The 19,907-nt window shown below is 46.3% G+C and carries 14 protein-coding genes and 1 pseudogene; 2 read left to right on the forward strand and 13 right to left on the reverse strand.

What is annotated here, in order from left to right:
- Positions 1-5: 5 nt before the first annotated feature.
- From IPJ71_06235 to IPJ71_06255, 5 genes are all read right to left on the reverse strand, one after another.
- A complete protein-coding gene (locus IPJ71_06235) occupies positions 6-611 on the reverse strand; it encodes a 5-formyltetrahydrofolate cyclo-ligase (GenBank protein ID MBK7843284.1) in 606 nt (201 codons plus the stop codon).
- 207 nt (positions 612-818) lie between these two features.
- Positions 819-1,133 carry a cell division protein ZapA gene (locus IPJ71_06240; protein ID MBK7843285.1) on the reverse strand — a complete coding sequence of 105 codons (315 nt, stop codon included), beginning with the start codon at positions 1,131-1,133 and terminating at the stop codon, positions 819-821.
- Between the two features lie 114 nt (positions 1,134-1,247).
- Entirely contained in the window at positions 1,248-2,882 is a 1,635-nt protein-coding gene (locus tag IPJ71_06245) for a Na/Pi cotransporter family protein (protein ID MBK7843286.1), read from the reverse strand.
- A 207-nt stretch (positions 2,883-3,089) separates the two neighbouring features.
- The gene (locus tag IPJ71_06250) at positions 3,090-3,866 is read right to left on the reverse strand and encodes a hypothetical protein (protein MBK7843287.1); all 777 of its coding nucleotides are present in this window, start codon (positions 3,864-3,866) and stop codon (positions 3,090-3,092) included.
- A complete protein-coding gene (locus IPJ71_06255; GenBank protein MBK7843288.1) occupies positions 3,827-4,435 on the reverse strand; it encodes a hypothetical protein in 609 nt (202 codons plus the stop codon). Before IPJ71_06255 ends, IPJ71_06250 begins: the two co-directional genes overlap by 40 nt.
- A 579-nt stretch (positions 4,436-5,014) precedes the next feature.
- Between IPJ71_06255 and IPJ71_06260 the strand changes: the two genes are divergently transcribed.
- Positions 5,015-5,512 carry a hypothetical protein gene (locus IPJ71_06260; protein MBK7843289.1) on the forward strand — a complete coding sequence of 166 codons (498 nt, stop codon included), beginning with the start codon at positions 5,015-5,017 and terminating at the stop codon, positions 5,510-5,512.
- Positions 5,513-5,612: 100 nt separating this feature from the next.
- Here IPJ71_06260 and IPJ71_06265 read toward each other — a convergent pair whose 3' ends face one another.
- From IPJ71_06265 to IPJ71_06290, 6 genes and pseudogenes are all read right to left on the reverse strand, one after another.
- Positions 5,613-5,999, reverse strand: coding sequence for a hypothetical protein (locus IPJ71_06265; protein ID MBK7843290.1), 387 nt, complete (start codon positions 5,997-5,999; stop codon positions 5,613-5,615).
- A gap of 477 nt (positions 6,000-6,476) precedes the next feature.
- On the reverse strand, positions 6,477-7,544 hold the full coding sequence (gene ftsY, locus IPJ71_06270) for a signal recognition particle-docking protein FtsY (protein ID MBK7843291.1): 1,068 nt from the start codon (positions 7,542-7,544) through the stop codon (positions 6,477-6,479).
- 156 nt (positions 7,545-7,700) lie between these two features.
- Positions 7,701-11,318: a chromosome segregation protein SMC gene (gene smc / locus IPJ71_06275; protein ID MBK7843292.1), complete on the reverse strand. Its 3,618-nt coding sequence runs from the start codon at positions 11,316-11,318 to the stop codon at positions 7,701-7,703.
- A pseudogene (locus IPJ71_06280) lies at positions 11,315-14,033 on the reverse strand (pyruvate, phosphate dikinase). The gene smc and the pseudogene IPJ71_06280 overlap by 4 nt, the downstream one beginning before the upstream one ends.
- An 18-nt stretch (positions 14,034-14,051) precedes the next feature.
- The gene (locus IPJ71_06285) at positions 14,052-15,389 is read right to left on the reverse strand and encodes a glycine--tRNA ligase (protein ID MBK7843293.1); all 1,338 of its coding nucleotides are present in this window, start codon (positions 15,387-15,389) and stop codon (positions 14,052-14,054) included.
- Between the two features lie 149 nt (positions 15,390-15,538).
- Positions 15,539-16,123, reverse strand: a complete 585-nt coding sequence (locus tag IPJ71_06290; GenBank protein ID MBK7843294.1) for a hypothetical protein — start codon at positions 16,121-16,123, stop codon at positions 15,539-15,541.
- Here IPJ71_06290 and IPJ71_06295 point away from each other — a divergent pair.
- Positions 16,117-16,986, forward strand: coding sequence for an Mrp/NBP35 family ATP-binding protein (locus IPJ71_06295; protein ID MBK7843295.1), 870 nt, complete (start codon positions 16,117-16,119; stop codon positions 16,984-16,986). The genes IPJ71_06290 and IPJ71_06295 overlap by 7 nt on opposite strands.
- 34 nt (positions 16,987-17,020) lie before the next feature.
- Here the strand turns inward: IPJ71_06295 and IPJ71_06300 are convergent, their stop codons facing one another.
- Together IPJ71_06300 and IPJ71_06305 are read right to left on the reverse strand one after the other, a co-directional pair.
- Entirely contained in the window at positions 17,021-17,878 is an 858-nt protein-coding gene (locus IPJ71_06300) for a hypothetical protein (protein MBK7843296.1), read from the reverse strand.
- Positions 17,879-18,297: 419 nt separating this feature from the next.
- Complete coding sequence (locus IPJ71_06305; GenBank protein MBK7843297.1) at positions 18,298-19,806, reverse strand: LysM peptidoglycan-binding domain-containing protein; 1,509 nt, start codon at positions 19,804-19,806, stop codon at positions 18,298-18,300.
- Positions 19,807-19,907: the final 101 nt, after the last annotated feature.

The following is a 19,907-nucleotide window of genomic DNA, read 5'->3' on the forward strand; positions in this document are numbered from 1 at the left end:
CTTTCTCAGTCGACGCACTCCTGCATCGAATTTTCAGTCACAATCCAGTCCATCTTCACGTCACCGTCTCCATAAGGAAGTGGCTCCTGCGACAGCTGAACAGAAAAACAAATACCAATTTTTATTCTTGAAGCTTTACCAAGGGCCCGATCATAGAAACCCTTGCCATAACCTACTCTCCGTCCACACCGATCAAAACTAACTCCCGGCACTAAAATAAAATCACAATCATCTATTTGTACCAGCTCACATTTTTGTGGATCGGGCTCCTGAATACCAAATGGACCTGGCCTCCACATCATTGGATCCTTACCCAATTGGCCTTTTGGCACCCAAAAAGAAAGATTGGAGCCATCGACCGAGGGATAGGCAAACGAGCAATCCGGCAGGTCCTTCTGAAAACCATTGGGATCAGCCTCCTCTTTGAGAGGGCTGTAAGTCGCTATCAAATTTGGCCTTTGCTTATTCAAAAGATCCAGGACGTTCTTACTGATCGCCGAGTTAATTGAAAAAAGGCGGGCATGAGAATTCTTAACAAACTCAGCTCTCTGAGCCAGATACGCCTTGCGTACGGCTGTTTTCTTTATTTGCTCCAAGTTCCCTAACATCATCGCCTCGCACTTCGCGAGATCCAGACTGAACCTATCTAAAGCCTAATTATTTGAGAGAGAGGGGCGGGGATCCAGAACATAATTAAGTCAGTTGCAACAACCCGATCGATCAATCAATCGATCAATCAATCAATCAAAGATAAAATATATGTTGTCATTGCTTTCTCACCCATAAATCCAAACTTCGCTCTCCATCTTCCATTAAACTCAGTGATCCAACCCGGTCTGGGTTAATGGAGAAGACTCTAGACTGGTAAGAACTTCCTGAGCCTTGATTTCCAACCCATGCAGTTCTTCAAATGCAACTCGTTTGAGTAGAATCAGCTCTTCGGCAATATGTAAGGAGGCAAGCAACAGGGCATTTTGAAAGGACACATTCGCGTGCCCACCCATGGCTTCATTCACTTTTTCATCCACTAAGGCCACAAGCTTTGCGACCGTTTTGTCATCATGTGAAGAACGAAGCTTCAGAGGCAGTCCAGCAATCAACACCTCATATGTCCTCTTGGTTGCTTCTTCCATGATTTCTCCCACTCTCCCACTACCAGTCTTTTAGTTTTCTCCAGTAATATTGATAATATATAGCTAATAAAGGGTCAAACCTAAAGCGGTCCTTTAACAGAATTCGGCCTTTGGTCAGCGACGTGGCAGAGCGTTATAGGGATCCGCATCTTTGAGAAGGCCGTAGGCGTGATTTGAGACGATCCCAACAATGCGACGGAACTCGGTGAGGGCGTCCAAATGAATAGAACTTGTGTTAACGGAAGTATTACGGCCTTTGACGAGGCGTTCTATATTGGCTTCCCGAAAGCGTCGCTCCATTTGACGAATCTCTCGCTTGTGAAAAATGACCTTAGCAGCCAATTCCTTATCTTCTACCTGGAAGCAGCTAATCGACATCTCCACGGCCTTCACGACTTCCCTATGAATTTCCTGAATCTCTTTCCACCCTTCGCTCGTAAATTCCAATTTCAAGGTGTGCTTTTTGCGAGCCAAATCTAAGAGACTGTTGTCAACCACATCTGCCGCACTCTCCAAATCAGCCGAAAAATCAATTATTCGCATCATGTTTTTTTGTGCAACAATATCACCGTCTTCCATGTGTCTGACCAAAAACAGATTGATCTCGCGATTGAGCAGGTCAACCCGATCATCTCTCAAGCGAATATCGTGCTCGAGATCAGGGCTTTCATCCTTCAAAATTCGGCAGGAGTCTTTCACCATGCTCAATACGATATCTGCCATCCTTAAAACTTCACGCTCGGCATGAGCAACCGCAACGGAGGTGCTCTGATAGTTTCCCCGATCAAGGAATTTAACGGTGAATTCCTTTTCTGCTTCGGATGGGGGGAAGACCTTTTCGATAAGTCTGGATCCATGCTTGATAAAGGGATAAAAGACTGCGGCAGCTCCAACATTGAAAGCTGTATGAATATTTGCCAAATCCCTCTGCGGACTTTCTGATCCAAATAAATTGGCCAGTTGCTCTGTAAAGGGCAGAAACAACAAAACACTCACAATTTTGTAGAAACAATGGGCCCAGGCCACCTGGCGGCCCACATAGTTTCCTCCAAAGCTGGCAAGGAGGGCTGTCGCTGTCGTTCCAATGTTTGCTCCGTAGACCCAATACACGGCATCGACTAGACTGATTTGGCCTGAAACCGTCAAGGCCATTGCAAAACCGATCGTGACCGCACTGCTATGAACAATTCCCGTAAACGTCGCCGTTACTAGTAGCGCGAGGAAAGGATTCTCATTCAGACTTCTTAAAAAGGAGGAAAAGGTTTGCACATTCCTTAACTCCTGCGTTCCGAAGCCAATCATCTCAAGGCCAAAAAAAATCAAACCAAAGCCCATGGCTGTCGCCATCACTTGTTTAAGAATGCGATTTTTTGCGAGAAAAAAGATTGTAAAAGAGACGGCAAAAATGGGCAGACCATACTGGGCCACATTCAAGCTCAGCAGTTGCACTGTAAAAGTGGTTCCTACTGTCGACCCTAAGATGACGCTCATGACTTGCTGGAGGCCAAACACTCCCGCAGACCCGAGACCGACCAACATGGACGTCACGGCGCCCGAACTCTGAATAATTAAAGTCAGACCGATTCCAACCAACACTCCGAAAAAGGGGCGTTTAGAAAGACTCACGATCAAATCACGAGTTCGATTGGCCGCAAGTTTTTGCAAGTTCTCGCTGGCGAGATTCATCCCCAGCATAAAAAATGAGACACCAGAAAGGGTCAATAAAATAGAAGAATGCTGCGACATCATCGTTTTGAACCACTCAATGCCAAACGCTCAGCCCTCACCAAGGAACTTCTCTCTACTATATCAGATCTAAGAGTCGGAAAATTCTATTTAATTATGAAATAAAAATAAGGGGATAAAAACATGAAATCCACAACCGTGAAGGCAGGCCTGGAGCGCCTTTTCGCATTCCAGGACCTTATCATCGACATAAGATGCGTTGCGCCGTTCCTATCGCGAACATCGAGCGGACCCCATAATCAGAGGGATTCCAAGCGCAAACATGGAAGGTTTGTCAACGAACTGGCACTTAAGTCCTGACTTCTCGTCGCAAGGCCTTTCATAAGCCCCTGAGGTCACTGACAAGCGATGAGTCTCACGGTTTAAAAAGGGGCTGTACGTACCCGCTTTACGATCGAGAAACATAGGACAAGTTGCATTTTCACGAGATTTGAGAACACAGCGATGGGCTCCATCGGCTTGAATCTCGCAGCGCGGAATAGTTCTTTTTCTCAAATGAGAATCGAAACTATCAGAATACCACTCCATGCAAGAACGATCACCATTCGGGAAGGACTCCTCGGGGTTGCCCAGCGAAGGCTTGCACGTGCTGTCTGGATTTCGATGCCACATCATCTCAAGGACAATTTTATTAAAATGTGATTCGATTTCTTTCTTTTTTGATTCATTAAACTCATCCATGCATACAATTCTTAGATATTCGTCTATCGATACCGCAGGGTCCAGCTTTATAAATTTCGAAAAACGCGTTGTTTTAGCAACCTCTACTTTTCCTTTTTCATAAGTGACACCTAACCCAGCAGCTAATTTACCTAAGCTCCCACTGACAGAAAATCCATTTTGAGTATTGAACTCATTTGATAGGGAAATATCATAGGAGCAAAGTCCTACCATCTGTACCTCATCGGATACGTTGGGATAAGCGTGCATGGTAGAATGATCAAATCTCAGAATTTTATCTTCATCTTCGCTATTTGCCTGTCGCACCTTGGCCTGGTCTGATTTTTTGAGTGATCCGAAGAATCTGAGGCCACCAAAACAAATGTTGTTTTAACTGAATATCTATAGTTTTTATTCAGTCTCAGACCATAAGTTGTTCCAGTTACAAAAGGGATGGGTATAGTTGCCGAAGCATAAGCACTGATTCCCGAATAATCCTCCATTGATCGCTCTGTCCAAACTCGAGGGAAAGACGGGAAGGACAGTTCCTTTTCCTCATCTGACTTTTTTCCAGCTGCCTTCTCTTCTCCTCCCGAAAGATCAGGAGGAAGGTCATAGCTAAGAGCAGAATTAACAATACTGCGTCGAAACGTTTCAAACGAAGATACGTCACCTGGTCGCAATTTCGTTTGGTCAAACATCACGCTCTTGCCTGACATCGAAGCCTTCGAGGCTCTTTGCGCATCGGAGTTTCCGCCTGCTACCGGGGAGTCATTTCGCTTCTGGCCTTCGGCAAACTGTATCCAAAAAAATAGAACTAAAAACAGGCCAAGCACAATTGGTTGGCGATACCCTTCTTTGGAAAACTCTAACTTCTTCCTTGCTATAACAGTCATTGCTCTCCTCCATGTTGAGCTCAAATCACAATGGAATCCTAGAGCATTCGGGATGCCACCTTGCTCACCCGCTTAAACGCCAAGCCAGATAGATTTTATTGAAAATAGGAAATGGAGATGACAATTTCGGGCAGGTCATCTCGGCGTTCTAGGCCCCCAATTAAAACGCAGGATCATCTATTTATATGTCGATCGCCCCGAACATCATTGGTCGGCGTAGTTCGTTCTTGAGGGTTAAAAACGAAGCTTATGTAATCTCATTTGTGGGTATTCGGGATATATTCGCGATATGGTCATTACGGCTCATCTTGCTAAATCTGAAGCTTCGATATCGGTGGTGTAGAGTTCAATCTAAGGCTCTGATCGAAGCCTTACTCCATAGCACGGTATGAGAGACTGGAAGGTGCATTGTATGAAGGGATTTTGGCGGTTGGGGTAATAACGGCCTTGTTTGGGCTTATCAATACTTTGATTGCCATTACCCAGCTTCAGTTCCAAAATTTGTCGTATGCTCATAACAATTTACGATTTCTGTCACTCCTCGTTGACCACAGCCTCTCAAAACTATATTTTGTGCCAATGAAAGCCATTATATTTTTATTGTTATCTTGGTCTTGCGGAATCAGCGCATGGGCAAGTGTGATTCCTCTTCAATTCGGCTTAGACCGCCGAACCTGTCAGCAAGTCTTAAGTATAACCCATGAAAGTTTAACTGAGGATATAGAGAACAATGTGTCTGCATTCTTTCTGACTCACCAGCGAGTGGTGTCGCTCCTGATGAAGACAGTTGCGGAAGAACTCCGTACAAAGCTCGTCTCCGAGGGAGTTGGTTTTCAGTTGAATTTTGTCGGCGAGATCCCTCACCATCAGTTCGGAGAATTCTTATCCAGAACTGGAAGGGTCACCGAAATGGCAAACCTTTACCAGTGCCAAATCTACCAATTTGCAATCTCGACCACATACCTCGGGAATCGACGTCGTGTATACGTTGGTCAGAAATCGCTATTCGCTGTACATGATCCGGTGAATGGGCTCTTGGAAATTGTCGAAGGTGAGGACTTCCCTGTTTTTCAATGAACTTGTTTTTCAACAACAATTTCATCGATCCTTAAAATTTCCATTAGCCGAATCAGATGCTCTCTCAGGTACAAGGCCAGACTAAGAGGGGATATCAATTTCACTGTTGGTTCGGTTTGATCCAAACATTGCTTGTGTTGTTATGGGCAGGTTCTTCCCAGATGGGTACTGTGATATTATCGGCCGCAGGAGTGTCAACAATGAGATAAGCACCTGTATAGCTACCAGCCTGCGACACAGTAACAAAGATGGCTTTAATAACCCCCTCCACAAAAAACATCTCACCCATTCCTGGATAGGAAAAACTCATTACCGAATAACCTATTATATCTGGCAATTCCTGAGTTATGTGCGGTCGATTTCTGGCGATGAGGATAGAGAAATGTGCGTCTGGGTCAAGTGGTTGATAACCCCGCTCCCTCGCTCTGTTAAAAAACTCTTCAAAAACATGGTCAGGAGGGAAATCTTCAAATTTCTGAATACCCACAAAGCCCTGCAAAATCGAGTTGACAGCAGTTTTCCGTTTTTTAAGTTTGAATACAATGTTGTCCCCATCCCACTTAGCTCCAATGGGTGCCGCAATTTCTTGACCTTGAAAATATATGTAACCTATTCCATTTCGATAGGAATACTTCTAAAGTCTATAAAATCTCGGCCAGACCACTGGACGGCAGGTGTGCCTGATCTTTCGCCTGCCGGGATTTCAACTAGGGCGGATCGGCAATCTTTTTTTTGAGAATTTTCCGCAAATTCTTTAAGATGGCCCATTGATAATTCAGAGAAACCTGTCCATACAAGCATTCGCAATATGATGAAACAAGCTATTAGCAATTATTTCTCCTCCAGCTCTCAAGTTTTGGCCAATCAGGTTCCAGCAATAACTATTCCAGTTAGGTAAAGAGCCGTTTTTCGGCAGGGCTCCAAGAGGGAGGACTGAATAGTGCATAATTACAGAACCAGTGACTCAAAGAATGGAGTTCACAAACTCTTTGCTACAAAAAGGGCGCAAATCGTCAATTCCTTCACCAACGCCAATGAGGCGGATCGGGAGTTCCAATTCACAGGCAAGTCCTACAGCCACACCACCTTTGGCTGTCCCATCCATTTTTGTTAAGACCACCCCGGACAATTTGAGAATATCATGAAAGTTTCGCGCCTGAACGAGCGCGTTCTGTCCTGAGTTGGCATCCAGAACAAGCAAAATTTCATGGGGACCATCAGGAACAACTTTCTGAACCACTCGTTTCATCTTGTGCAACTCTTCCATGAGATTGGTCTGAGTGTGCAGGCGTCCTGCGGTATCAATGATCACAACATCGAAGCCTCTTGCTTTAGCCATCTGACAGGCATCAAAAGCCACAGCACTCGGATCCGTCGTTCCCGGAGGAGAGAAAATTTCAACCTGCGCCCTCTCGCTCCAAATTTTCAACTGCTCGCCGGCAGCAGCTCGAAAAGTGTCTCCTGCTGCAACCACAACTTTTTTTCCGCTTTTGGCCACAGCATTGGCGAGTTTACCGATTGTTGTTGTTTTTCCCACACCGTTGACACCAACAATCAGCCAAACAAGAGGCTTCGTCTCAATATTTCCAGTGAGATGAAGAACTCCACTCACATCCTCATTTGTTTTCGCCAATCTGGCCTCGCCATTCGTTGGCTCTTCATGCACAGAAGAAAATATCTTCAAAATTTCAGAACTCAGAGCCCTTCTCACAGCTTCTAAATCTGATTTCTGACCCTGACTCAAACTTTCATCCACAGCATCGAGCAACCTCTGTACGGTTTTTGGCCCTAAATCGCTCGTGTACAAAATTTCTTCTAGAGCCTCCCGGTCGTCAGCCGAAAGATCATGGTCTGCCGAAAACAACCCCTTTATGCGACCGAAGAGGTTTGCTCGCGTATTGGCTAGAGCCGAAGTGAGGTCCTTGGGAATTGGTATTGCCGCGGGCGCGGGTGGTGCGGACGCAGGCAATAATGGTGATGCGGACCCAGGCGCGGGCGCGGGTGCCGACGGGGTCGGTGCTGGAGCATCCAGTGTGCAGGTGCGGCGGGAGTTGAGGCTTCGGAAGTTAGACCTTCACCTTTTGAAGACTTTGTTTGTCGGTGGAGCGTCGAAAATAATATGAAAGGAAGGCGACAAGACCCGAAAGAGCCCCGCCTGCAACAAGCATCACAATTATGTCAGTATCCATTATACTTCAGCAACTCTCTCGGCCTCGTTTAAATTGACCGAGACCATTTTGGAGACTCCCTTTTCCTCCATGGTAACGCCGTACAATTTATCTGCCACCCTCATGGTGTGTTTGTTATGGGTGACCACAATAATCTGACTGCGCTTGGCCATCTCGCCAACCAAATCATTAAAACGATAGACGTTGGCATCATCCAAAGGCGCATCCACCTCATCCAAAAGGCAGTAAGGTGACGGTTTAACCAAGAAAATTGAAAAGATCAAGGACACCGCTGTCAGAGCTTTCTCACCGCCAGAAAGAAGACCCACGTTTTGAAGTTTTTTTCCAGGAGGCTTGGCCACTATATCAATTCCTTGTTCTCCGTGTTCGAGGTCTTCCACCATGACAAGGCGCGCCTCACCTCCGCCAAATAAAACAGGAAAAACTTTTACAAACCGCTCATTAACCAACTCAAAAGTGTCCCTAAATCGTCTCGAGCAAATCCGATTGATTCGGTCAATAACCTTGCGCAAACTCTCTTTCGCCTCTGTGAGATCCTGATGTTGCTGAGAGAGAAACCGATATCGCTCAGACAGCTCGTCATACTCTTCGATAGCAGACAAGTTGACTTCCCCAATCCTCTTTAACTTGTCCTTCAAATCCTCAAGTTCAGCTTCTGTTGTCGCCAAATCGCCCTCAATGTCAGCAAACTTAGAGGACTCCTCTGCCAAATTTAACTGATATCTTTCAAAAATCTGATCTAAGAGATAACGTTCCTTCATTCGATATTGTTCGAGTTTCAATTGGGCCTCATTGAGGCGTGCTTTGTTTTCGTTGATCGAATGCAAGGCCACAGAAAGTTTATCGCTGAGATCGCTTTCTTGAGCTGCAATTTCCTCATAGGAATTTGTGGCCAGCTTTAAATTCTCATGGATCACCTGCAATTCACTGATGACTCTTTCGAGCTGAAGTTTCTGCTCTTCTACCTTCAAGCTGTTCAAGGAAAGAGACTCAGTGCTTTTCTCTGATTCTTCTGACATTTGCGAGAGGTTCTGATTCACATCGAAAAGAGAATTGGAAACCATTTTGAGCTGATGACGAATTCCTTCCAGCTCTTGTTTTTTCGCGGCAGATTCAACTTTTAACTCAGTTACTTCCATCTGCAAACTGTCAATGCCTAACCGAGCATTTCTCAATTCTTCCGTTAGGGTTTCAACCTGACTTTCCAGATCTATTCGTTTTTCACGAGTTTCCTCGATCGATTCCTGTATTTCTTCTTCTCGCTCACGAAGAACTAAAAGCTGATTTTCATCTCGAGAGGACTCTTCTTGTTGTTTTCGCAGAGCGACCCGAGCATTGTTCAGCTCATTGTCTGCTCGCTCTAAGTCCTTTTTCAACTCCGCAACCGAGATTTCTTTTTCGTTCTGACGATTTTTTGAGCTCTCATAATCACTGCTGAGGCTTTTGATCTTGGCCTCTATTTTTTTCAAAACAATTTGGGCCAAAGACAATTTTCCTGCAAATTCCTCACGTCTGATCGAAAGTTCTTTTATTTCACGACGACGTTTGAGCACACCAGATTCGACATTTTCATTGGTCCCGCCCGTCAATATCCCTTCGTTCGTAAGTGTATCTCCATCCAAAGTGACAAAGCTTAGATTTGAATAATCTTTACGGAGAGCCATGGCATTGCGAATATTATCGACAACCACGACGTCCCGGAGAAAAGAAGAAACCTGCTTCTGAAAAGACGCTGGTACAACAACAACATCCGTGAGAAGAGCTTTGAATCCCTTTTCCTTCAGTAGATTTGTTTGATCCCACGAATCTGATTCCAATCCGGAGCTCATATCAAGAGCCACAAAGCTCGATCTCCCAGACTTTTTTTCTTTTAAATACTCAACAGCCGAGAGAGCCGATTGAGAATCCTGGGCCAATAGCATTTGCAACCGACTTCCAAGAGCGGCCTCCATCGCTAGCTCATATTCCTGGGGGACCTCGACGATTTCGACCATCGGTTGATACTGACTCTCAGAAATATCTCCATCTGCCACATCCTGAGATTCCAAACGCTGCCGTTGCCACAGCATGACTGATTTTACACCATCCTCAAAACCCTCAAAATTAGCGTGAAGATTCTCAAGACCGTAAAGTCGAGAGGAAACCTCATTGAGAGCATCCTTGAAAGATTCAACTTCAACTCGCTTTTCTTCAAACTGATCCTTTAAGACCACAAGATTTGTTTGAATTGTCTCCACGTCCCTGGCAACTTCCAGCTGCATCTGCTTTTCAGATTCAAGGGCCGCCGAAACCTTAGCCTGGCGCTCTTCAAACCCCGCACTTTTGCTGTTAAGTTCGGCAAGTACAGAACGACTGTTCTCGGCCTTGATTCCAACATCCTCAATCTGAGTCTGAACGGATAAGAGCTTCGCATTCATGTGAGATTCTGATTGTGAAACGGCGAGCATCTCACGACGAGTTTGCGTCAGTTCCTCATCCGCCTCTAACACACGTCTTTGCACTGTTTGATACTTTTCATTGCTCACGACGTATTTTTGATCAAGATCTGAAGAAATATGTGCCAGCTGGCTCTCTCTCTCCTCATAGGTCTTCTTTTCATTTTCCAGCGCTCTTTGCCTCGCCTGATATTGCTCTAAAATATTTCCCGTCATCTCCTTGTTGCGACGGGCCTGCTCAATCTCAAAACGCAATTCTCTTATTTCATTTTCAAGCAATTGGCTCTGCTCTTGTACTTTTTGCCGCTTCACTTGGAGAGCTTCGACATCGTTCTCCCTCTCCAACACCTCCAGTTTCATTTCTGCAAGTTCTGACTCCATTTCGCTGATCTCGGTCGTCACCGAAGTATCGCAGTCCTGAGCCTGGATATAGCCTTTTTGAGCTTGTTCTATATCGCCACGCAATTCTAAGAAGGCCTTCGACGTGACCCAAAGTTCCTTGTTTCGAATATCATTTTTGAGATTCCGATAACGCTCGGCCCTTTGGGCCTGCCGCTGCAAACTATCCAACTGACGCTTTTGTTCTCCGATAATATCTTGAAGACGCACCAAGTTTTGATCCGTCTGCGTGAGCTTTCGCTGAGACTCCCGTTTTCTAACTTTGAATTTTGTGATTCCAGCAGCTTCTTCAATAAGAGTTCGACGGTCTTCCGGCTTTGCCGTGATAATCTTGCCGATAGCCCCCTGCTCAATAATACTAAATCCCTTAGAACCAGCCCCCGTATCCATGAATATTTCTTGAGTGTCGCGCAGCCTGGCGGGCTCCTTATTAATTAGATACTCACTCTCTCCATTCCTATGCAATCGGCGCGTCACCATTATTTCACTAAATCGCGCGTACTTTGCGGGAAAGGGACCTCCGTCATTCTCAAGAGTTAAACTGACTTCAGCCAAACCAAGAGGCGCATAGCCCTCAGCGCCTGCAAAAATCACATCCTCCATCGAAGATCCGCGCAAATGTTTCGCCGACATCTCCCCCATCACCCAAACGAGGGCGTCAACAATGTTAGACTTACCACAGCCGTTCGGCCCCACGACTCCTGTAATTCCCGCATCAAAGTGAATAACCGTTCGATCCTTGAACGACTTAAAACCGACGATCTCTAATTTTTTGATTCTCAATGTTGGACCTTCCGTTGTTTGAGCGCCGCTTGCGCCGCTGCTAACCTTGCGATGGGAACTCGATAGGGTGAGCAACTAACGTAGTGTAGTCCCACGTTATGGAAGAATTCAATACTCGACGGATCCCCTCCGTGCTCCCCACAAACCCCCCAACTTAATATCTGGTCTGGTTTGAAGCCCCAATTCAACACCTTTTTGAACTAATTTTCCAACGCCCCCTACGTCAATCGAAGCAAATGGATCCTCTAAAAAGAGTCCCTCAGAGACGTAAGTGGCCAAAAACTTTCCGGAATCATCGCGAGAAAGACCTAAAGTTGTTTGCGTCAGGTCATTGGTTCCAAAGCTAAAAAATTCTGCACTGTGCGCAAGCTGATCGGCAATCAATGCGGCCCGCGGCAATTCAATCATCGTCCCAACGAGGTACTCAAAAACAACCCCATGATCCTCCTGGACTCTTTTCACGGTCCGATCTACCAGCTCACGCAGACGGGCCAACTCCCCTTCGGTAGCTACCAGAGGAATCATAATTTCTGGAGATAATTTCTGGCCACCTTTAATCACTTCAATGGCCGCCTCAGCAATGGCTCGAGCTTGCATCTCATAAATCTCTGGAAACGTAATGGCCAACCGACAGCCACGGTGACCAAGCATTGGATTTATTTCCGAAAGGGAACGCACCTTGGAACGGATCTTCGCAACATCCCATTTCAAACGCGCCGCCAACTCCGCAAGTTCATCCTCAGAATGGGGTAAAAATTCATGTAAGGGAGGATCAAGAAGGCGAATGGTCACTGGGTACCCATTCATCTCGCGAAATAAACCGAAAAAATCCTCGCGCTGCATAGGAGCCAGCCGATCGAGAGCGCGCACTCTCTCTGGGCGATCATCTGCCATAATCATTTCGCGCACGACATCGATACGGTCTGCACCAAAAAACATATGCTCGGTGCGACAAAGGCCAATGCCCTCAGCTCCGAACCTGCGGGCCGTCGCTGCATCCGTTCGAGTATCTGCATTTGCCCGAACTCCTAGACTTCGATAATCATCAGCCATTTTCATGATACGCTCAAAATATTTATCTAGGGTTGGAGGGAGCATTTTGACTTCACCAAGAAACACCTCTCCCGTGGAACCATCTAAAGTGATTGTTTCTCCCTCTTTTAACACGTAGCCCTTTATTCGCAATTCTCGTTTGACGTAATCGACCTCCGCCTCACCTGCCCCGGCCACACAACACTTGCCCATTCCGCGAGCCACGACAGCGGCATGAGAAGTCATTCCTCCGCGAGATGTCAATATTCCCTGAGCAGAAACCATTCCCTCAATGTCCTCGGGTGAAGTTTCAATTCGGACGAGAATCACCTTTTTTTGCTCTGCCGCAGCTCGAACGGCCTCCTCAGAGCTAAATACGATCGTGCCGACCGCACCGCCGGGGCTTGCCGGTAGGGCCCTTGTCAGCAAATTCCTTGGAGCGTTCGGATCGAGGGCCGGATGGAGGAGCTGATCTAAACTTTTCGGGTCTAATCTCAAAATGGCTTCCTCGGGACTGATCAGTTTTTCATCGATCATTTCGCAGGCACTGCGAAGAGCCGCCCGAGCGGTTCTCTTTCCGTTACGAGTTTGCAATATCCATAAAACGCCTCGCTCAATGGTAAACTCAATATCCTGCATATCTTTGTAGTGTTTTTCGAGTCTATCAAAAACGCCAGTGAGCTCCTGATAGGCTTTTGGCATAATTTCTTCTAAGGAGGGAAGGCTTGAATCTTTAGCGTCCTTCTTGGTAATAGGCTGGGGAGTGCGAATACCCGCTACCACATCTTCACCCTGGGCATTGACTAGAAATTCACCATAATAAACGGATTCTCCAGTCGAAGGATCTCGTGTGAACGCCACCCCCGTCGCAGAATCATCTCCCCGATTTCCAAATACCATCGACTGGATATTTACCGCCGTTCCCCAACTGGCCGGAATTCCGTGCAATTCACGATAGGTCTTAGCTCTTGGAGTATTCCAAGATTTGAATACAGCTGAGACAGCGCCCCAGAGTTGCTCTTTTGGATCCATAGGAAACTGCTGACTCGTAGTTTCAAGAATCTGTTTTTTAAACTTCGCTACCATGGACTTCAAATCATCAACACTCAAATCCGTGTCATTCAAATATTTCTTAGAGTCCTTGAGATCTTCCATAATGACTTCTAGATAAGAAGAATTCATGCCCATCACGACATCAGAGTACATCTGTAAAAAACGCCGGTAGGAGTCCCAGGCAAAACGCGCATTTCCAGATTGTTTCGCCAAGCCTTCAACGGCTTGATCATTGAGGCCCAAATTAAGGATAGTGTCCATCATTCCTGGCATACTGGCCCGCGCACCTGACCGCACACTCAGCAAGAGAGGATTGCTATTATCTCCAAATTTCTTTCCTATGATGTTTTCAACTTTTTTTAAAGCCTCTTCTGCCGCTTTTTTTACCTCATTTGGAAGGACTTCGCCTGCACGATGAAACACCTGGCAGATTTCTGTAGATATGGTGAATCCCGGCGGAACTGAAATGCCCAATGACGACATTTCAGCGAGATTCGCTCCTTTGCCACCAAGAATACTTTTCATTCCAGCATGACCATCGGTCTGAGTTTTCGAAAAAAAATAGATGTACTGACTGGGCAATTGATACTTCTCGGCAGAGACAGATGTCGATCTTTCCCGAACTTCCATAAGAGCCTCCAATGGAATTTAGTTAAAGTCCGCTAATTTTTGAGCCACATAGCGCTTCAGCTCTGACATTTTAACTCGATCCTGTTTCATGCTATCGCGATGACGAACCGTTACAGCTTCGTCCTCAATGCTTGTAAAATCCACGGTCACGCAAAGTGGAGTGCCAATCTCGTCTTGCCGACGATATCGCTTCCCAATACTCGCCGTTTCATCATAATCGACGTCCCAGTCAAGCGCCAACTCATCTCGCAAATCAGCGGCCATCTTTATAAGAGGCTCTTTTCTTGAGAGGGGCAGCAGGGCCACCTTTATCGGAGCAAGCTCCGGCTTAAAGCCCATGACCACACGAACATCTTCACGACCCTCCTCCACCACTTTTTCTTCTCGGTAGGCATCACAAAGTATCGCCAAACACAAACGATCACATCCCACTGCTGTTTCAATTACATAAGGTAAAAACTTTTCCTTTGATGCCTCATCAAAATACTCGAGTTTTTTATTTGAAAACTTCTGATGTTGACTCAGATCGAAATCGCCACGATTGTGCACGCCTTCAAGTTCCTGCCAACCAAACGGAAATTGATATTGCACATCGAAAGCCGCTTTCGCGTAGTGCGCAAGCTCGTCCGGGCCATGCTGCTTGTAACGCAAATTCTCTTCTCGAATGCCCATGTTCAGATAGAATTTCCAACGAATCTTCTTCCAGGCCTCAAACCACTCCTCGTCTGTTCCGGGTTTTACAAAAAATTGCATTTCCATCTGCTCGAACTCTCGAGTGCGAAAAGTGAAATTACCCGGTGTGATTTCATTGCGGAAGGATTTTCCAATTTGAGCGACACCAAAGGGGATCTTCTTGCGCATAGACGTGGCGACATTCTCAAAATTGACAAATATTCCTTGGGCCGTCTCTGGTCGCAAATAAACCGTGCTGCCTTCATCGGCCACAGGTCCCATATGAGTCTTGAACATAAGGTTGAATTGTCGAGACTCTGTCACATCAGCTGAACCACAGCGCGGGCACACGACTTTCCCATCCACAATTGATGAATCTTCACGAAAACGATTTTTACACTTCTTGCAGTCCACCAGAGGATCTGAGAACCCATCAATGTGCCCAGAGGCTTTCCAAACCGTGGGATGCATCAATATGGCCGAATCGAGGCCCACAATGTCATTTCTCCGGGTCATCGCGCGATACCAATGCAGCTTAAGGTTCAGTTTCAAGTTTGTACCGAGGGGACCGTAGTCCCAACATGAGTTCAAACCTCCGTAAATTTCACTGCTCTGAAATACAAATCCGCGACGCTTAGACAAGGAAACCAAAGTTGACAAATCTTTTAATAAAGTGGTTTGCATGAAATTCCTCAGAACGAAGAGAGAGGGGTTTATATTTTATCTGATTCGAGGTAACACCGACGACAAGAAAGAGTCAACAAAACGGCTTGATATCGGCTTGCCTAAGAGCCTTGAATTCCTTTTTAAAATGATCTTTATGTGGTGCGTAACTAAGAGCGCAGGTGTGCGAGAATAGACTGGTAAGCGGTATCAACAAAGACGCGCGACTCTTGGTCGACAAGTTTGAGACAGGATTGATAGGCTTCGTTGACCTTGTCGATCGGGCTTCCTGCTGGAAGACCCAAGACCTCGTAGGCATCCCAAGAGTGCCCATTGTAGTTAAAGATCACATTGAGAGATCTTCGTGGCGCAGATTCCTTTTCACCTGCGTTTGCCGGATCCGTCGATCTCTTGCTCGATCCCCCTATTCCTTCTGAATTCCCTGTGAGGCTCTTCGCATATTCTCCCGTGAGGGCTTTTCTACTCGAGTCCCCGCTGAGGGAAGCCATTCCCGAGCCCTCTGCCGAAGAAGCATGAGGGCCGCCTTGACCACTCCAACCCCGCTTCAGCGATAGCTTCATCCGAGAGCGAGGTCGGCGCCGTAATAGGTAAAAAAGCACCAAAATCAAAACCGCGCCATTTAAAATCAGGAATTCTTTGACCTTGGGATCCACATCCCTATTATTGGGTCGCCCAAAGTATTTTTCAAGTCCCAGTGGAAGAACCCTATCCGAAAGGAGCGACCCCCGTGACACAAAATCCATTTTCCCAACAAGCTGCAATTCCAGGCATTAAAAACGTCATTGCAGTGGGATCAGGCAAGGGTGGGGTCGGCAAAAGTACAGTCGCCATCAATATCGCCATTGCCTTAGGAAAGAACTACCAGGTGGGAATATTGGACGCAGATCTCTACGGTCCCAGCATCCCGAGGATGCTTGGTGCCATAAATCAAAAGCCGAGCATCGGCGAAAATGGAAAGATCCAGCCACTTCAACGATATGGACTAAAGGCTATGAGCATTGGTTTTCTCGTGGAGGAATCTCAGGCGCTCATTTGGAGGGGTCCCATGCTCTTCAAAGCAATGGACCAGTTTTTCCGAGATGTCGAATGGGGCAACCTAGACTACTTGATCATCGATCTCCCGCCGGGTACGGGTGATGTTGCTTTAACGGTGGCACAGAAAATTCCAGTCAATGGAGCCATCACTGTGTGCACTCCTCAGAATCTCGCTTTTGCGGACGCCAAAAAGGCTCTCGATATGTACGACAAAGTGAACATTCCACAGCTGGGACTCGTAGAGAATATGTCTTATTTGCTCGACCCCGAAACTCAGCAAAAAATCCAACTTTTTCCAAAAGGAGATCTTGATACATTTCTCTCCGTCAGGAAAATACCAAAGTTGGGTGAAATCCCTTTTCACCCCGACGTGGCTATCAGCTCTGAGGCCGGAGTCCCTCTGATGATCAGTCATCCTGATTCCCCAGAAGGATGTGTCTTTTCCTCCATTGCGGCCCATATTGCAAAGGATTTGCCTCCTCGAGGGACGACTCCAGACGATGATGCGATCAAGTCCAGGAAAGAAAAAGAGAGCCAACCGCATCAGGCCCCACTTTCTTGAAGTTTTTTCAAACAGCCAATTAAAACTCTATGATTCAACCACAGGCATCGAGACTGCCGGTTTTGTTACACAAAAGACTTTTTTTAATTTTGGAGCGGAATTTCTTCCATTCTTTTAGCTGACCTGCTGAGAAAGGCAAAGCAAAGCTGCGTGAATCGGCAGGAGTATCATCGAGCCACAAGTTTAGAATTTCCAATATTTGTCTGCGCAAAAATCCATAACCCGATTTTCTGACAACATTCAATACGAAGTGCTCAGGCTCAATCTTCAAAAAGAAACTCACTATACCGACATAGTAGATTGACAAATGGTTGGCCAAATACCTCTGATGTTCATTGCCATCCATATAGCAAAAGACATACTTTTGATAGTTGTCCCGCCAATCATGAGGCTTCATTTTTATCAATATTGAAACAAATTCAATGAGCAACTCATAATCTGTCTTCAGTTGTGGATCCAATTGAACTTTGATTTGGTTCGTTGCCAGCACACGCAAATCCTCCTTCGTGGTTCCCGTCGCCAAATCCTCTACCGCCGCATGGCGAATACTGGGGATGGGTCTCATTGCGTAGGTTATCTTAGATACGTCTGGTACCAAGCCAAACCCCAGACCTGGAAGTCTGGAAGCTGCGAAATCCAGGTGAGACTGGTCACCTGGAAAAGTGCCTGATCTGCCATAAATTTCGAAAATCTCGTTCTTACCAGTGACCAAAAGTTCTCCTGCTGATAGAACCTGTGCCCTTACGCCGTTAGGCAAGCGACGCAAGACTTCCTGCCAAAGTCCCTCGTGGGAACCAAAGTATCCATTCTGAAGATTTCCTTCGATCAATGAGTCTTTGAGATTGAACTCCGGAACAGTGAAGGCTCTGACCTGCCCTTCAATCTCAACCAAAATAAAGAGATGGCGACCGTAGCTAAGGTTCGGGTCTCCTTCAATGACGTATCGACCCCCAAAATCATGCGTAGAAGCGTTTGCAACAATGTCACCGAAAGAGCGATCTCTCTTCTCGATAGCCGAGGGAAAAGGGACACCTCCTCCCCCCTCTTATACTCGTCCGAATTTCGCCAGAAGAGGGAAACATCACAATTTTCCTACACCCAGCACTTGCCACGCCTAGGTCCCATAATCCCATCAGAAAGAAAAAAACAAATCTAAGCAAAGCTCGCTCCCAAGAAATCCAGCTAGCCAAAGTTTCAGCACCCGAATCAGATAAAGAAATCTTAATAAAATAACCCTTATTGGTGATTTATTAGCCCAAGTGCGTCAAAATGGGAAGAAAAATATGTGGGATCTCCGAAAAATGAAAACCCCTATTGCGGAATAACGAGCTCGCTCCCAATCATGATATTAGATCGATTGGACAGCTGGTTGGCCAGGGCAATTTTTGTGATATTCACACCATATTGACGGGCAATATTTGTGAGAGTTTCTCCACGACGAACAACATGCACGCGCCCCTTTTCAGCTTTTACGGCAATCTTTTGACCCACAAATACCACCCCTCGGCGGCTCAAATTATTCAATAGTTTCAAATTCTCAGTTGTCGTTCCGTACCTCTTGGCAACGAGATTCAGATTTTCACCCCGTTTCATCACGTGGTACTTGATGTCAGGGGTTAAAGAGTTGCTCTGGCCGCTCTTTTCCAAAGAAGCCGTATCGCGATGACTGAGGTAAACATCCGGCTCACGCTCGGGAACACGAATCCTCTGGCCAATGCGGAGAAGGCTTCGATTTGAAAAATCATTGAGACGACGAAGCGTTGCAACCGACGTGTGGTAGCGACGTGCTATAACAGAAAGAGAATCACCTCTTCGGATTCTATATCTGCCCGATTCTGAGGCAACAAATACAGGGGGAATCGAATCACTCAGATCAATCGCCGCCAAAGCCTTTTCCCGTGACCCAATGGGAACTCTCAGGGTCACTGTACTGCCCGGCTCAACGGGTACGTAATAGGTACGAAACATCGGATTCAATCGTTGAAGATCTTCATAGCTCGCTGACGACATCCCGCTTGCCAATTTTTGGAGACTTATGGGCTTCGTGATCTCAATTGTCTCGTATCCAAACTCGGCCTCATACGAAAGCTTGTGAAAACCATAATCCTCTGGATTTTTCGCAATGAGAGTGGCCGCGATAAATTTTGGCACGTAATTAGCTGTCTCGCGCGGCAGACGACGATTCTTGGAAAGCTCCCAAAAATCCCTTGTGTAGTGTCTCATCACAGCTCGCTTGACCCTGTTTTCTCCGGTGTTGTAAGAAGCAAGAGCGAGGTACCAATTTCCAAAAAGATTGTGAAGAGCTTTAAAATATCTACCCGCAGCCTGTGTTGAAAGAACGGGGTCCCGTCTTTCATCAACAAATGGGTCAATCCGCAATCCGTATATTTTACCGGTCTCTCGAATGAACTGCCAATACCCAACCGCTGCGGCATGGCTATTTGCTTTGTGACTAAACCCAGACTCAATCAAAGAAACATAAACGAGATCGTCTGGCAAACCCTGGCTACGCAACTCCGCCTTCATCATGGGCAGATACCTTGAAGATCGCTCCAGATAGGTTTCCATGTAGCGACGACCTCGACCCTGAAAATAATTAACCCATTTCTGAACCTGCTTATTTACTTCGATTGGAATATTCTCGACTTGAACAGGCGAGTCAGAAAGATTGTCGTTTGCACCCTTGATAACGGCGAGAGATTCTGGACTTTCACTCTCTGCAGATGAACTGTCATTTTTTACTTGAGGGGATTGAAAATGACCACAAGCAGTCAGGCCCACCCATGCCACTAAGACAAGACCCGTACTGCATTTTCGCATTCAGCCTCCCTTTAGTACCTCTGCACATGCATATGTATAAATTTAGCCCACCGGACTGAAAACCGCAACAAGACGTGGCGTCTTTGGGCCTAAGACGGAGG

The sequence above is a fragment of the Bdellovibrionales bacterium genome, from assembly GCA_016714165.1.
In the GTDB taxonomy this organism is placed as follows: Bacteria; Bdellovibrionota; Bdellovibrionia; order Bdellovibrionales; family UBA1609; genus JADJVA01.